Origin of the sequence: Sulfuracidifex metallicus DSM 6482 = JCM 9184 (assembly GCA_032834875.1) — an archaeon.
GTDB lineage: Archaea > Thermoproteota > Thermoprotei_A > Sulfolobales > Sulfolobaceae > Sulfuracidifex > Sulfuracidifex metallicus.
The window spans coordinates 1,043,271-1,057,990 of sequence record CP135238.1 but is presented as its reverse complement, the minus strand read 5'-3'; the positions used below and the strand labels follow the sequence as shown (position 1 = coordinate 1,057,990).

General features: G+C 41.2%; 7 protein-coding genes, 2 pseudogenes and 1 CRISPR repeat array (1 of these 10 only partly in view). Of the genes and pseudogenes, 6 read left to right on the top strand and 3 right to left on the bottom strand.

Annotated features, from left to right (window positions below):
* Window positions 1–110: 110 nt before the first annotated feature.
* The 3 genes and pseudogenes from RQ359_RS06020 to RQ359_RS06010 all read left to right on the top strand — a co-directional run.
* Window positions 111–299 (top strand): annotated as a pseudogene (locus RQ359_RS06020) (transcriptional regulator); the annotation flags it as partial.
* A gap of 109 nt (window positions 300–408) precedes the next feature.
* Window positions 409–1,740, top strand: coding sequence for an MFS transporter (locus RQ359_RS06015; RefSeq protein ID WP_054838991.1), 1,332 nt, complete (start codon window positions 409–411; stop codon window positions 1,738–1,740).
* A gap of 321 nt (window positions 1,741–2,061) precedes the next feature.
* Entirely contained in the window at window positions 2,062–2,901 is an 840-nt protein-coding gene (locus RQ359_RS06010) for an SMP-30/gluconolactonase/LRE family protein (RefSeq protein WP_156016023.1), read from the top strand.
* Window positions 2,902–3,216: 315 nt separating this feature from the next.
* Here RQ359_RS06010 and RQ359_RS06005 read toward each other — a convergent pair.
* Window positions 3,217–4,361 (bottom strand): annotated as a pseudogene (locus tag RQ359_RS06005) (RNA-guided endonuclease TnpB family protein).
* 226 nt (window positions 4,362–4,587) lie between these two features.
* Complete coding sequence (locus RQ359_RS06000; protein WP_054839336.1) at window positions 4,588–5,163, bottom strand: class I SAM-dependent methyltransferase; 576 nt, start codon at window positions 5,161–5,163, stop codon at window positions 4,588–4,590.
* A gap of 214 nt (window positions 5,164–5,377) precedes the next feature.
* On the opposite strand from RQ359_RS06000, the gene RQ359_RS05995 reads away from it, so the two are divergent.
* From RQ359_RS05995 to RQ359_RS05985, 3 genes are all read left to right on the top strand, one after another.
* Window positions 5,378–6,730 carry a TldD/PmbA family protein gene (locus tag RQ359_RS05995; RefSeq protein WP_156017460.1) on the top strand — a complete coding sequence of 451 codons (1,353 nt, stop codon included), beginning with the start codon at window positions 5,378–5,380 and terminating at the stop codon, window positions 6,728–6,730.
* Window positions 6,727–7,908: a metallopeptidase TldD-related protein gene (locus RQ359_RS05990; protein ID WP_054839310.1), complete on the top strand. Its 1,182-nt coding sequence runs from the start codon at window positions 6,727–6,729 to the stop codon at window positions 7,906–7,908. The genes RQ359_RS05995 and RQ359_RS05990 overlap by 4 nt, the downstream gene beginning before the upstream one ends.
* A 508-nt stretch (window positions 7,909–8,416) precedes the next feature.
* Complete coding sequence (locus tag RQ359_RS05985; protein WP_162308957.1) at window positions 8,417–9,550, top strand: MFS transporter; 1,134 nt, start codon at window positions 8,417–8,419, stop codon at window positions 9,548–9,550.
* Between the two features lie 294 nt (window positions 9,551–9,844).
* On the opposite strand, the gene RQ359_RS05980 is transcribed toward RQ359_RS05985, so the two are convergent.
* Window positions 9,845–10,021, bottom strand: a complete 177-nt coding sequence (locus tag RQ359_RS05980) for a hypothetical protein (RefSeq protein WP_156017463.1) — start codon at window positions 10,019–10,021, stop codon at window positions 9,845–9,847.
* Between the two features lie 324 nt (window positions 10,022–10,345).
* Window positions 10,346–14,720: a CRISPR direct-repeat array (repeat unit 30 nt; unit sequence GTTTCAAGCCCTCTAAGGATCTCTACAAAC) (it continues 836 nt past the right edge of the window).

Genomic DNA, 14,720 nt, shown 5'->3' with positions numbered 1-14,720 from the left:
GACACAACTTCATTACTTTCTTCTCTCGACGATCTGTCTCAATATTACACCATGACGTTAACCTTGTCTTGTAATTTTTTCTTCTTTCTTAAACTCTTTTTACTGATCTACTCAGGATCACTGAGCTACCTAAGAGCTCCCTCTTCTTTCACATTCAAGTACTACAGGACGCCGGTCTCGTAGCTGTTAAGAGGAGATTTACGGTGTCTGGTCCCAGGACTTTCATAAGGATAACGGAGAAGGGTACAGATAAGGTGAAAGGATGCCTCGACGTAATGAGGGACTTTGATCAAAGTTAATACGTTGTATAACGGGATTATTTTTCTTATATATATAAAATAAAATTTTTGCTGGTAAATAATGGAATATAAGTGAATTTATAAGTTACTTAATATACATGTATAAATCATGGATTATAGGAAGGACGTTGACTTCTCTGGATGGAACGCTTCTCATTGGTCTCTTTTCGTCTCAATCATGGTAGGTTTCTTCATGTGGGGGGTAATTGCCAGTATAGCTCCCCTCTTTTACCCTTCTGTGAACGCTGTTTGGTTCCTTGTTGTTCCGATTCTAGCTCAGCTTGCAGGAGACTTAGGAATATCTGCACTTTCTGACTTCAAGTTAGGTAGAAGAGGGACCTTCTTCCTCACAATGGGATTATACGGCACAGGATCCATGATAATTTTTGCGTCTTCCACCACTGCGTCCATGTCCATCATTTCGTCTTCATCTCCCCTTTTTCTGATCCTGATCGTATTGGGGATAGTTGCTGCAGATATGGGAATAGAAGGCGAGGTTCCTACTGCCCTTTCCTACGCGTCGGAAACCATGCCCATAAAGTTGAGGGAAAAGATGTTGGTCATATTGCCCAACTTCAATAACGTAGGTGCAATGGTAGCTGCACTAGTCTCCTATTTAACGTATTCTTTATCGAATTCCTACATACTTCAATTAAGAGTCTTAGGTCTACTTTCCTTGGTATTGGTTGGCATCGCACTTTTCCTTAGGAGAAGAACTCCCGAGAGTGTAAGGTGGTTAATCAAGGCTGGGAGAAACAACGAGGCCAAGAAGGAAATTGAGAGAGACTTTAAACCCACGTCTATCGTACAAGAGAAACACGTGAACAAGAGAGTTTCTTTAGCCTTCAGGTTCGCGTTTCTTGTCGTGATTAGTGTATCCCAGTACCTAACCTATGGTCTAATGGCAAGCACGATAGCTGATTATTACTTCAAGGGAGTTACCGTTGATTTAATATACTTGGTGGCAAACGTCGGTGCTTCCTTAGCAGGTTTCATAGCCGCGATGATATCAAGTAGACTGGGGTCTAGAACCTTCGCTCTGTTCTCCTTCGTTGGGGGTACATTAACAATGCTGCCTATCTTGGCACTAGTAACCTCAGTGATTCCATTTACTTTGATTGCATTTTATATTCTCCTTATGGCTAACATGTTCTTCAGCGAGTTTGGATGGGCTGTTAGGACTATTTTAGAGCCTACATTAATGCCAATTAAGGCTAGGGCTTTCTTGATAGGTAGTGTGAGAATTGCTCCCATGTTATCTTATGCTGCATCACTTGAGCTAACCAGTACTTTCACCGAGGTCCAATTCGTGCTTTTCAACTTAATCCTCTGGAGTTTAGGTGCTTTCGCATCAGTGATGTGGTTCTTTAAGGGATATGACACCAACTTGGTACCAATAGAGGAGACATCACAGGAAGTGGAAAGACAAGGACAAGCGTGAACTACTCCTCCCTTACGCAAGTGGTCTTCCGCCCCTTAACCCCTGTTAAGATAAAGAAGTGGAGGGGAAGGGAAAGAGAAAGAGAAAAAGAGAAAGAAAGAAAAAAAAACGCAGAAATATGTGGAACGTGAGAATCACATTAAATCATGTTCTTGAAGAAACAAAAGTAAGGAAAAAGTTACTTTCTCCCTTTCCCAACGATGTTTACTTTAGCTAATTAAGAATATAACCTTTTGATCACCATCTTTATTTTCTCTTTGCTTGATAGCTCTTTCATTAAAACTAGGAGAATTTTAAAAGCGATTTCTCCTTAACTATTAAATGGAGCTTCAACTTTTCAGTAATACTCGGTTAACGCTTGGAGAAGGACCAGTATACGATGTGAGGCTAAAGTCAGTCTTCTGGGTGGATATCCTTGGAATGAAGATAATGAGGAAAAACCTGGAGACCGGTCTGGAGACAATCCTAAGGCTCCCAGATATGGTTTCGTCGTTGTGTGTTGTAAATGAGGAAACAATTATCCTGACAATGAGGCACTCTTTCTCTTTATTAAACCTAAAGGACGGCTCTCTTAAGGAGCTTGCGAGGGTGGAGGAAGACAAGGAGAACAATAGATTCAACGATGGAAAATGCGACAAGTTAGGAAGGTACTGGGCTGGAACTATGGATATGAAGGAAAGGAACCCCACCGGCTCCTTGTACAAGTTTTTCAAGTCACCGGTAGAGGTCTTTGACGGTCTTACTATATCAAACGGACTGGGATGGGATCCAGACAACGAAATAATGTATTTGATAGACACACCAAAGAGGAAAGTCTTCGCTTTTGACTTTGACCTGAGCAAGGGTGAAATATATAATATGAGCGTAGCTGTAGACTTCGGTCATGAGCCTGGTAACCCAGACGGAATGGCTGTAGATGAGGAAGGATTTCTGTGGGTTGCCCATTGGGGAGGAGGTAAGGTTAGTAGATGGTCTCCAAGAGGAGAAAAGAAGGGAGAAATTAAGGTTCAGGTCTCAAAGGTAACATCAATAACATTCGGCGGAGAGGACATGAACGAGGTTTTCATAACCACCGCAAAGGGAGAAGAGCCGTTGAGCGGTTACATCTTCACAGGAAAGGCTGAGGTATCAGGAATTCCCAACTATAGGTTCAGGTTATAAAGAGACAAAAGAAAGGGTTTAAAGAAAAGAAGAAAAGGTATTATTTCTTTCTTTTCTTTTTTTCCTTTTCCTCTCCTCTTTCCTGTTTTCTTATTCCATATTTTTCTGGTTATTGAAAAACTTAATCTATATATATAAAATACACAAGAGAAATAGCTTCCATGAATATACGTCAAATTAAACTACAAATGAGGGAAGTCCAACGTTTGAAACATACACATCGTCTTGATAAAGGTATGAATGTACACTGCATAATTTCATTCATGAAGCGGAACAGACTGACTTCCTCCCCGCCCTGAAGGGCGAGGGTTCCCCTCATCGATTCGGGATTACATCTCTCATTTGAGGGGCAGTCGAGAGGCTCAGAGAACCCCTCCCATTTAAATTCATGATTGCAATTACATCACGGTCGTTCTCATAACCACATGAGCACTTAAACCAACGATATCCTTTCTCCTCCATCCTTCTACCACACTTAGGGCATGAGACTGATGAATAACTAGATTAACAAACTCAACAATCATTCCGTGTTTCTTAGCCTGCCAAGAAATCCAATACTGTAAACGACGATACTGCATCAGATACAGTTTGTCGTGAAACTCCTTAGGTAGTTTGTTAACATTCTTGAGGAGGTTCTTAAGACTCTCCAACTTAATGATGTTGGAACCAAAATCCTTAGCAATCTCAACAACCCACTTCCCCACTTTTCTAGCGAAATCCTCCATAACCCTCCTAGCTTTTTGATGAGAAGAACGAATCCTGTGAAGGATCCTCTTATTCTCCCTCCACCTCCTTGGGTATTTCATTTGAAGGTTTTCAGCTAAAGACTTCCAGTGATGAACCTCTTCGAGACGAGTTGGAATCCTAACGTAGTTTCTGTCGTCTTTGCCAACTACTATCTCACTCATGTTAATGTCTACTGCAATACTTTCCTTTGGCTCAACCTTCTCTCCTTCTGTCTCAAAAACAATTTTGAGGAAGGTCTTCCCGTCCTTAACCACTAACCTAGCCTCCTTAATCCTCCAACTCAAGTAGTCCTTGAGGTTTCTAGGGTAACCCAAGATTGGTAGTTCACCAACACTTGCTATCCTAACAGTCATCCTCTCGAAGTTCACGCTATAACTCGCTTTAGGAGTTAACCATACCGTAGGTTTGTACACTATCGGAAAACGCCCCCTCCTCGGGTTGTTGTACCAACCCTTGTATATTGAAAGGGCATCCCTATAACAGTCCTCAGCAACCTTTGACGGTAGATTGTACTCCTCTCTTAACTTCTTGTATAACTCCTTGTGGACTTTCCCTAACACTCCCTTCTCATTTGGGTTTTTCACATTTTCCTTTAACCAAAACAACGAAAAACGGAGTGCTTTAACGTAGTTATTAACGAGGGCTAGGAGGGAGTCTGATACGGCGATCTTCATCGAAACAGTAGCTCTGATCGCTTTAACCCTCCTAGCCATTAATGGAATTTAAGAAAAAGAATTATTTAAATATAAGTGGGCTATCCATCCCCGCCTTAAAAGGCGAGGCTTTCCGCCCCCTTAACCCCCTTCTCTGTAAAATGAATTCGCTTATATACAATCACTCGAAGTTATAGAAGCGTTATCTGCTAACATGTTCTATGCATTGACCGCATAGTAATATAGTAATGCATATGCCATCCATATTCGCTCAATTCTCACCATTCTAATACTGTTTTTCCTTTTTCAATATCATAACTCTAAACCTCCAATCATCATCAAAAAGAGTTCTTGTTACTATCAAATCTAGTTGTTTTTCCAATATTTTCATGTCCTCTTCTTCACTAAACATATCTGAGATTACAAAATATCCACCCTGTTTCAGGGCGAAAATTACGTTCTCGTATACCTTAAATCTCTCCTTTCCTAAGTTATGGAAAAACAAGTTTGACGCTATCAAATCGTAAGACCCATCAATAGGTTCTCTTAAGTCGTGTTGAATAACCGTAACTCTGTCTTCCACCTTCAGAGCACGAAAGTTGAGGATCGCTCTCTCTACGGAAACGTCAGATAGGCTATCTCCCTTGAAAGTATCCATGCAAGTCACCTTACCTTGAGGAAAAGTTCTCGCTATAAGCCAAGATAGGAAACCAAGCCCACATCCTACGTCCAACGCGTTAATTCTCGCTTCTCTATTAAAGGCAGATTTAAGGAGTGGCATCAAAACCCTTTCCAGTCTCTCTCTAAACGCGTTAGACTCCTCAGGAGTTGAATGATGATAAACGCCGAAATCTACCTTCATGTATATCTTATATTATTGCAGTCTCCATAAAAAACTAAGTCGTTTAGGAGAGAAGATAATTTAGTTAAGATATGTTTCTCTCATTCCCTTGCGTTCTCTCTCCATGTTAAATTGATATTTTACTATCATTATTATTATTATTTTTATTCTATCATCTTAATTTTCTAGAAAACCAGATGTGAAGCTTTAAGATTCCTTATGATCATTACTTACAATGTCATCAGAAGACATATACAACAAGAAGTTTTCCTCCTTCAGCTACGTTGAAGTCAGAAAACAAGCGGATTCCTACCGTTTAATAAGGACTATTAACGGAGAAGTTGTATCCATTACCAGCGTCTTAGACGAGGGTTACTCCGTTAGGTTCTTTAATGATGGTTCACTATACTTTTCCTCTTCCAATAATCCAGAGAACTTGGGCGTGAAACCAGAGAGAATCCAAGGATGGGAGAAAGGGTTCGACGATCAGAGTCCTTCCTCTGGAAACTTTAGAGCAGAGGAAGAGGTGCCTATCTCATCAAAGTCAATCCATGAGAAAGTGGAAATACTTAAGAACCTTTACCAAGAAGCGTCATCACAACTCCTCCACTCCAAGTTAAAATCACTGAATCTGGACTACGTAGAGAGGGTGGAGGAAAAGGATGTCACAATTAACGGGATATCTTTCAGTAGTTACGTTCCCAGAGTGCTTTTGTCGGCGATGATAGTCATGAAAAACGAGAGGATGACAGTTAACGGAAGATTCGAGTACGGCGGTAGCGGAGGACTTGAGCATTTGAGAGAAGTTGATTTAAAGGAAAAGGTGAAAGCGTTAGATGATCTACTAGTTAAGGGAAAGTCAGTTGAGCCTGGATCCACAAACGTGGTGGTGAGCGGAAACATATCTGGAATTATGGCTCATGAGTCTGTTGGACATCCCTTCGAGGCTGACAGGATTCTTGGTAGGGAGTTCGCCCAAGCCGGCTTAAGTTACCTTACCTTCATGAAGGGAAAGATAGGTAGCGACGCGGTAACCGTAATAGACGATCCTACCATCAAGAAGAGCAACGGATACTATGAGATTGACGATGAGGGAGTCAAAGCCAAGGAGAAAGTCCTCATCAAGGAGGGAAACATAAATGAGCTTCTTCACGATAGGTTCTCAGGTTACAGAATGGATATAAGAAGTAATGGTTCGGGTAGGGCTTCATCCCACTCCAGGGAACCCTTAGTGAGAATGTCAAACACGTTCTTCAAGCCCGGAAAGGTAAAGTTCCAAGACTTAATAGATGTTAGCAAGGGAGTGTTTATAAAGAGTTACATGGAGTGGAATATAGATGACATGAGGCTAGGTCAGAGGTACGTCGGTTTAGAGGCGTACGAGATCAAGCACGGGGAATTGGGTGACCCGCTCCTCTTTCCAGTATTGGAGGGAAACACTGATCAACTCCTAAAGTCGGTAGAGGAAGTTGATGACTCTCTCCAATTCTTTCCCGGAACGTGCGGTAAGGGAGATCCAGATCAGCCAGTCCCAGTATGGTTAGGAGGTCCTGACATGTTGCTTAACTACAAGGTGAGGAGAATATGAAATCTATTCAGGAGTTTGTGAACCTCTATAAGGGGAAAGGATACAACGTAGCGGTGCTGAGGTTGAAGGAGAGAAGGAAGGTGATAAAGTACGTTGAGAGCAAGATAGAGAACGTACAAGAGATAGAAGATGAGAGGTTTTCTGTGATGCTAGAGAGGGAAGGTAAATACGGAATATCCCACTCGTCTAGACTGGAGTTCAATGGAGAACTTTCCCCAGGGAAGATAGTCCCGGTACTCTCACAAGGAGGAGAATTGAGGAAAGTGAAGGAGAGGGTCCCTGTCCAAGTGGTGGAGCTGGACTCTAGATATCCTACCTACGGCACGCTAGTTGGAGTACAAGTCGAGAGAGAGCTAATCACCTCCAACGGATTTCACGGGCTTGACAAGGACGGATATACCTACGGGTACTTCAGAGTTAAGAACGGAGATTACTCAGGTTCATGGGCGTTCTCTGACGTTAATTTCTCTAAGGAAAAGGTTGAGGAGACTGTAGGGATGGCAGAACACTTCGCCTCCTTCCAGGGGAGGGCTGAAATAGAGGACGGTGAGTATCAGGTTGTGCTCTCTCCTCAGGCAGTGGGCAACCTTATGATGTACGTTGCTAACATGGCATCAAAGTTTAGCATTATGGCTGGAACTTCTATGTTTAGGGAAAAGGGAGAGATGACGGGGAATGAGGACATTACCTTGATGGACACTCCCCGCGAGGATAGACCAATGTCAGCTGAATTCGACGACGAAGGTACACCTACGTTCAATAAGGAAGTAATATCCAAGGGAGTCTTCATCAATCCACTATCAAACAACGAATTGGGAGAAACAACGGGTAACGCTGGGTGGATCACTCCAAAGCCATGGAACCTTGAAGTGAAGGAAGGAGACTCCTCCTTAGAATCCATGTTAACTGGAAACGTGGTGTTCATTAATAACGTGTGGTATACAAGGTTTAACAACTACAGCGAAGGAATCTTCTCAACCGTTAGCAGGGATGCTGTCATGGTATATAAAGGAGGTAAATTTGCCGGAATCGCCGGAAGGGTTAGGATTGCTGATTCCTTGAAAAAAATCCTTTCACCAAGTGCCGTATCCAAGGAAAGATATTCGGTTATGTGGTGGGATGCGAGGCTCCAGGGCGTTTACCCTTACTTGAGCGTGAATGTGAGGCTCATCAAGTAAAGTTGTAGAGCCCTTAGAGTCAAGAGGAGAAAATATGATATAAAGTTTTCTTTGAAATGAAATTATATAATCTTATTTTTACTACTCATAAAATATAAAAAAATTTGTGCAAACCTTGACTAGAACAAAAATAGCTCTCTACGTCTCTTCCTAAAATTTAAAAAATAAATCTCTCTTTGTTGCATTCAATTATTTTTCTTCACAACATATAAACACAACATATAAAAATGTAGTTGAATTATGGGCTATCCTTGAGGATTAACCTTTAACACGGATAATTTAGAAAAATACTCTTTTAATAGTTAATATATGTATATGTATTCTTGTGGATAAACGTCTTTATAAATAAAATTTCTGGTTTATTTTATTTATCAACTTTCTCCTATAAATGAATATGTTTAGTTTCTTTTTAAATCATTGCGTTGTAAACATACAAAATCTTATATATAGCCTATGTCTTATCTATAAATCTTCCACAATGATTAATTTCAGGTTCATTAGATTTTGGATGTCTAGGAACTTATTAAGAACATCAAGCATGGGTTTCTCCATTTTCTTTATGTGGGAAATAGTGGTCAAGTACCACTCAGTCTTCTTAGTTAGTTTGATACCAACCTTCTCATTACTTGGTTACTTGATAATAACTTTACCAATAGGTTACGTTCTAGACAAGGTCAATAAGTCCAAGGTGATCTTCTTGTTCTCTGTAATGACAGTGTTAGTTTACTTTTTGCTTATTTTCGTTCAAAGTTTGATCTACATATACGCGGTGGACTTCCTTTCATTTATGCTTTACATGGGATCAGGTGACGCTTATTACTCAAGCATAAAGGAAATTGTAAGTGAAGATCTTTCAGGCGCAATGTCTCTAAATACAGTAGGTAGGGCAGGAAGTGGAATAGCAGGTACAGCTTTGGGAGGCAGTGTAGCATATTTTGATCCAGCTTCCTTACCTTTCATCTTAGTTGTCATGGCCTTAGTTGCAGCTTCCCTTTCTTTTCCATTCAAGTCCGTGTCTAGCAAGGATTCCACAATTTATTCCTTCTCCCACGTGTCAAAGGTAATCAAACTGATCCTTCCCCTTCTTTTGATGGGCCTACTCATAAACGGGGCGTTTACAGCGATTGACGTTTATTCTTCAGGGCTGTTTCACTTAATACTACACGTGAATGCCATATACTACACAGCCTTCTTGATGGCGTTCTCTATCGGTGAGTTATTAGGTGGAGTAGTTGGCGGAAGGATTAAAGTTTTGAAGGAGGGACTAGTTTCATCATTAATTTCGCTCTTCGGTTTGTCCTTCATCCTTATATCAATAACAAGGGAACCCCTAGTTGACGTTTTGTTATCATTACTTGTGGGGATTGGGACCTCCTTGGTTAACATACCTTTAGATACATTGCTGACTAGTCTAATTCCAAATAAGATGATGGGAAGAACTAACTCAATAATTCAAATCTTCCTTTTGAGTTCTTCTCCTGTGATGGCTACCCTTTACGGAATTCTGGCTACCTTATTTGGCATAATTAACGTGCTTTTTGCAGTAGGCGTCTTTGGAATTTTAATGGGAATTCCGTCTTTCTTCGTAATCAAGAAATTCAAAGGAATGAAGGAGGAGGATGTGCAAAAATTTATTGCCTAATTTGAAAGAAAATAGAAATTTTTTCGTTATCTGGAAGTTAAGTATAAAAAACGTGATCTATTTTTGAATTGACTTGAGTTAATGAGTTGAAAGTAGCTTTTCGTGAAAAAGAGAATTAATAATCTTCTTATAAAAGATTGTTAACGATAAAAAATAAGGAAATAATTCTTAGAGCTAGGCTGAAATAGCTAGGTCAACACCCTTAGGAATGGGTGAACTCAAGGTTGTGGAGAGTAAATCCTCTGTGCTCCTGTTAATGGGTATCAAAGAAAGGTTTCTTCCTCAGAACGTCCCTTATATGTGAAGGATTATTAAGGCAGTTTTGAAAGCAGGAAATCTCCATACACAGTGGAGATGTCCCGTCATAATGGCAGGTAAGTTCACCTTTATGAAGATGATTTCTGGTCTACCGTTAAATAGCAAACCTTCACTTCCCTTAATCTCATTAAGATAGAATAGCATGTCCAACAAAACTATTCTTCTAAAGCAATTTTGGTCTACTGAAGCGGGAAAGTCAGAAGAAACAGATAGTGATAAGAATTGAAGAGATGAGAAGTTTCATAACTATTACAAATAAACAAAATATATTCTCAACAAACAAGTGAAATTCGACAAAACTAGAAGATAAAGTTAGTTGAGATGATGAAAACCTAGCTGATGGGAAACAGAGAACGTTTGTAGAATGAAATAGATAAAAAGAGGGTGTTGTTCCGACTCATCCTGATCTTAGCATTCTCTTGTAAACTACCCCGCCCTTACGGGAGGGGACTTCTACCCCCTTTACCCCCGTGCAGTGTTTCAAGCCCTCTAAGGATCTCTACAAACATTTACATATGGACAAATAGACAACGGGACTGAGTTGTTTCAAGCCCTCTAAGGATCTCTACAAACTCAGGTCGTCGCAAATGACGCCCCTTTCCCACTCGTCGGTTTCAAGCCCTCTAAGGATCTCTACAAACGTGATTGGTAATGATGGAGGGGGAAGATATGATACTTGTTTCAAGCCCTCTAAGGATCTCTACAAACTTTTGTAGGCTTTGGCTAAATCGTCTGCTATTTCCTTAGTTTCAAGCCCTCTAAGGATCTCTACAAACAGAAGAAAACGGTAATTAGGCAAACTGAAGACGGTTTGTTTCAAGCCCTCTAAGGATCTCTACAAACAATTGGCTCTTCTTCATTTACATCTATGACTTCATCGTTTCAAGCCCTCTAAGGATCTCTACAAACGCCCGTGACAGGGCGTATCACTGTCATTTTTACAGTGTGTTTCAAGCCCTCTAAGGATCTCTACAAACACTACGACAAAATACACAATAAACGGTGTTTCGTTGCCTAGTTTCAAGCCCTCTAAGGATCTCTACAAACCCTCGCTCTGAGCCCATATTCCTTCATCATGAGGAATTGTTTCAAGCCCTCTAAGGATCTCTACAAACATAATCAAGATGAAGCTACTTTCAGTCGTGAAAGGAAAGTTTCAAGCCCTCTAAGGATCTCTACAAACGGAAAGTTTGGGGTATCTTGACGTCGATAGTCTCGAGTTTCAAGCCCTCTAAGGATCTCTACAAACGTTTAATGACATCTCCCTTTGCTACCTTTCCCGCGTGTTTCAAGCCCTCTAAGGATCTCTACAAACTCTAGGTAAATATTTTGAAGAAGTCCTAGAAGGACTTGGTTTCAAGCCCTCTAAGGATCTCTACAAACAATTGGCTCTTCTTCATTTACATCTATGACTTCATCGTTTCAAGCCCTCTAAGGATCTCTACAAACAAGGACTCTACGAAGGGTGAGAGTCCTCCGGTCAAAGTGTTTCAAGCCCTCTAAGGATCTCTACAAACCAACTCTAGGTGGTTTAATTGGCGGACAACTTTGATTAGTTTCAAGCCCTCTAAGGATCTCTACAAACATTCTACCCCTTCTGTTATCTTGCCCTTAGCGATGGGTTTCAAGCCCTCTAAGGATCTCTACAAACGAAAAAGAAGAAGTATTACTAAAGATAGAAAAGTTTTTGTTTCAAGCCCTCTAAGGATCTCTACAAACATTCTACATAGCGTTTATACCACTGGCGTTCGGCTTGATGTTTCAAGCCCTCTAAGGATCTCTACAAACGGTGTGATGCTGTACCTATGCCAGGTCCCATTATCAGTTTCAAGCCCTCTAAGGATCTCTACAAACATATTTCAGCCCATCCGTTTTCCGTGTGTGAGCCAGTTTCAAGCCCTCTAAGGATCTCTACAAACGAAAAATGAAAAAACGAGGTATATCTTTTCGGCTCAACGTTTCAAGCCCTCTAAGGATCTCTACAAACTTCGGGTTCCCATAATGCCCCGAACCCTGTCATTTTGTTTCAAGCCCTCTAAGGATCTCTACAAACTTACTACTTCTCTTCCCCATTGGAATTATCACAGAATGTTTCAAGCCCTCTAAGGATCTCTACAAACATACATTCCTACCACCCATTATATTCGATTCCAGGCGTTTCAAGCCCTCTAAGGATCTCTACAAACTCGAATAGGCTATTAAAGGCCCCACTCTTTTAGGCATTGTTTCAAGCCCTCTAAGGATCTCTACAAACCGGAAATCCGCGGGGAACGTGGGCAGAAAAAAATCTGTTTCAAGCCCTCTAAGGATCTCTACAAACACAAACGAATCCACTAACTTCTCACGCTAGGAGTACAAGTTTCAAGCCCTCTAAGGATCTCTACAAACTCGAATAGGCTATTAAAGGCCCCACTCTTTTAGGCATTGTTTCAAGCCCTCTAAGGATCTCTACAAACCGGAAATCCGCGGGGAACGTGGGCAGAAAAAAATCTGTTTCAAGCCCTCTAAGGATCTCTACAAACACAAACGAATCCACTAACTTCTCACGCTAGGAGTACAAGTTTCAAGCCCTCTAAGGATCTCTACAAACTAAAAATGAACACCCAAAACATCCAAAACCAAAAAAGTTTCAAGCCCTCTAAGGATCTCTACAAACCGGATGAAAAAGAAGGATATATCATGATGAATATTGAGTTTCAAGCCCTCTAAGGATCTCTACAAACGCCCGTGACAGGGCGTATCACTGTCATTTTTACAGTGTGTTTCAAGCCCTCTAAGGATCTCTACAAACTGTGAGAAGAAGAAGTGAGAAGTGAGGAGAAGAGTGGGTTTCAAGCCCTCTAAGGATCTCTACAAACATGAAGTGCCACATGACGTTGACGCCAGAAAACCATTCGTTTCAAGCCCTCTAAGGATCTCTACAAACAAACTGGTCTACGTTACTCGGTACATCTGGTCCATGTTTCAAGCCCTCTAAGGATCTCTACAAACTAACGTACACACATATAAGGCATAATTTGTAATTCCTGTTTCAAGCCCTCTAAGGATCTCTACAAACCAGTCCCGTGGTGTTCTGTGGTTGCGTTATAGGATAGTTTCAAGCCCTCTAAGGATCTCTACAAACCTATGGCACTGGATCCCGTGATGGTTCCCACGGGAAGGTTTCAAGCCCTCTAAGGATCTCTACAAACTGAAGAAAATGGAATATGACAACTTGTCTGGCATTTAGTTTCAAGCCCTCTAAGGATCTCTACAAACCCTGGGCGTCCGTCCCGCCCAGGGTTTCCCTCTTAGGGTGGCTAGTTTCAAGCCCTCTAAGGATCTCTACAAACTCGAAAGATGTAGACGAAACTACCAGGTTGATAGAAACGTTTCAAGCCCTCTAAGGATCTCTACAAACACGAAGTACCTGACCAAAAAACGGTCATACAAGGCGTCGTTTCAAGCCCTCTAAGGATCTCTACAAACGGCTTCCGCGTCTATCTTCAACCATGAGGAGATTAGTTTCAAGCCCTCTAAGGATCTCTACAAACAGTGATCACTCACGGTATTGAAATAGAGGTCATGGGGAGTTTCAAGCCCTCTAAGGATCTCTACAAACCAGGAATGCCAAAAATTCGAAAATGCCGTGGAAAGGCAGTTTCAAGCCCTCTAAGGATCTCTACAAACCTTATACGCCAAAAATGCCGGTCTTTTTATCGTTTCGAGTTTCAAGCCCTCTAAGGATCTCTACAAACGAGAGACTCGGTAGACCACTCAGCACTAGGATGGCTGTTTCAAGCCCTCTAAGGATCTCTACAAACGAGCTTCTGCGGTCCACTGGTCCTCCTGTGGAGAATGTTTCAAGCCCTCTAAGGATCTCTACAAACAGCATTCTAGAAATCTCTCTTCCTTACCATACTTTTCGTTTCAAGCCCTCTAAGGATCTCTACAAACTCTCTTACGCTAACGGTATAGCTTATGTTTCAGCTTCGTTTCAAGCCCTCTAAGGATCTCTACAAACGAGAGAATAGCCCCCCTCACCATCTCAGGATGACCGAGTTTCAAGCCCTCTAAGGATCTCTACAAACATTTGAATTTGCCATTAGAGGTGATCACGGGATTCCCGTTTCAAGCCCTCTAAGGATCTCTACAAACATCTCTGGTGATACTATCCCATTTTTCATAAGTAGACATGAGTTTCAAGCCCTCTAAGGATCTCTACAAACTTAGTTCCTCTTCACTTATTTCTATTATTTTCGCTTTGTGTTTCAAGCCCTCTAAGGATCTCTACAAACTCTGTGGTTTGACTGGAGAAGCACAAAGAAATAAAATGTTTCAAGCCCTCTAAGGATCTCTACAAACGACTATGACATGGATAAGGAGAAATTTGCTAGAGAGGGTTTCAAGCCCTCTAAGGATCTCTACAAACATCGCTTGGGAGGAGCTGTCTTATCATGTCTATGTTTGGTTTCAAGCCCTCTAAGGATCTCTACAAACTTAACTTGTCAATACGTCTCGAAGAGGGAAAGGTTCTCAGTTTCAAGCCCTCTAAGGATCTCTACAAACCTCTTTTCCTTCTTCCCCTCTTATCCTCTTCTTGTGGTTTCAAGCCCTCTAAGGATCTCTACAAACGATATAAGGAGGCAATAAAGAACTTGAATTTATTTGTTTCAAGCCCTCTAAGGATCTCTACAAACTCCGACATCAGCTGGTCTTAGAAATGATGCTGCTACGTCGTTTCAAGCCCTCTAAGGATCTCTACAAACTTTAGCCTCTAAAAACTGATTTTGTATAAAATCTTCTAGTTTCAAGCCCTCTAAGGATCTCTACAAACGATTATTCAGAATCATACTTAGAGTATTTGACGATC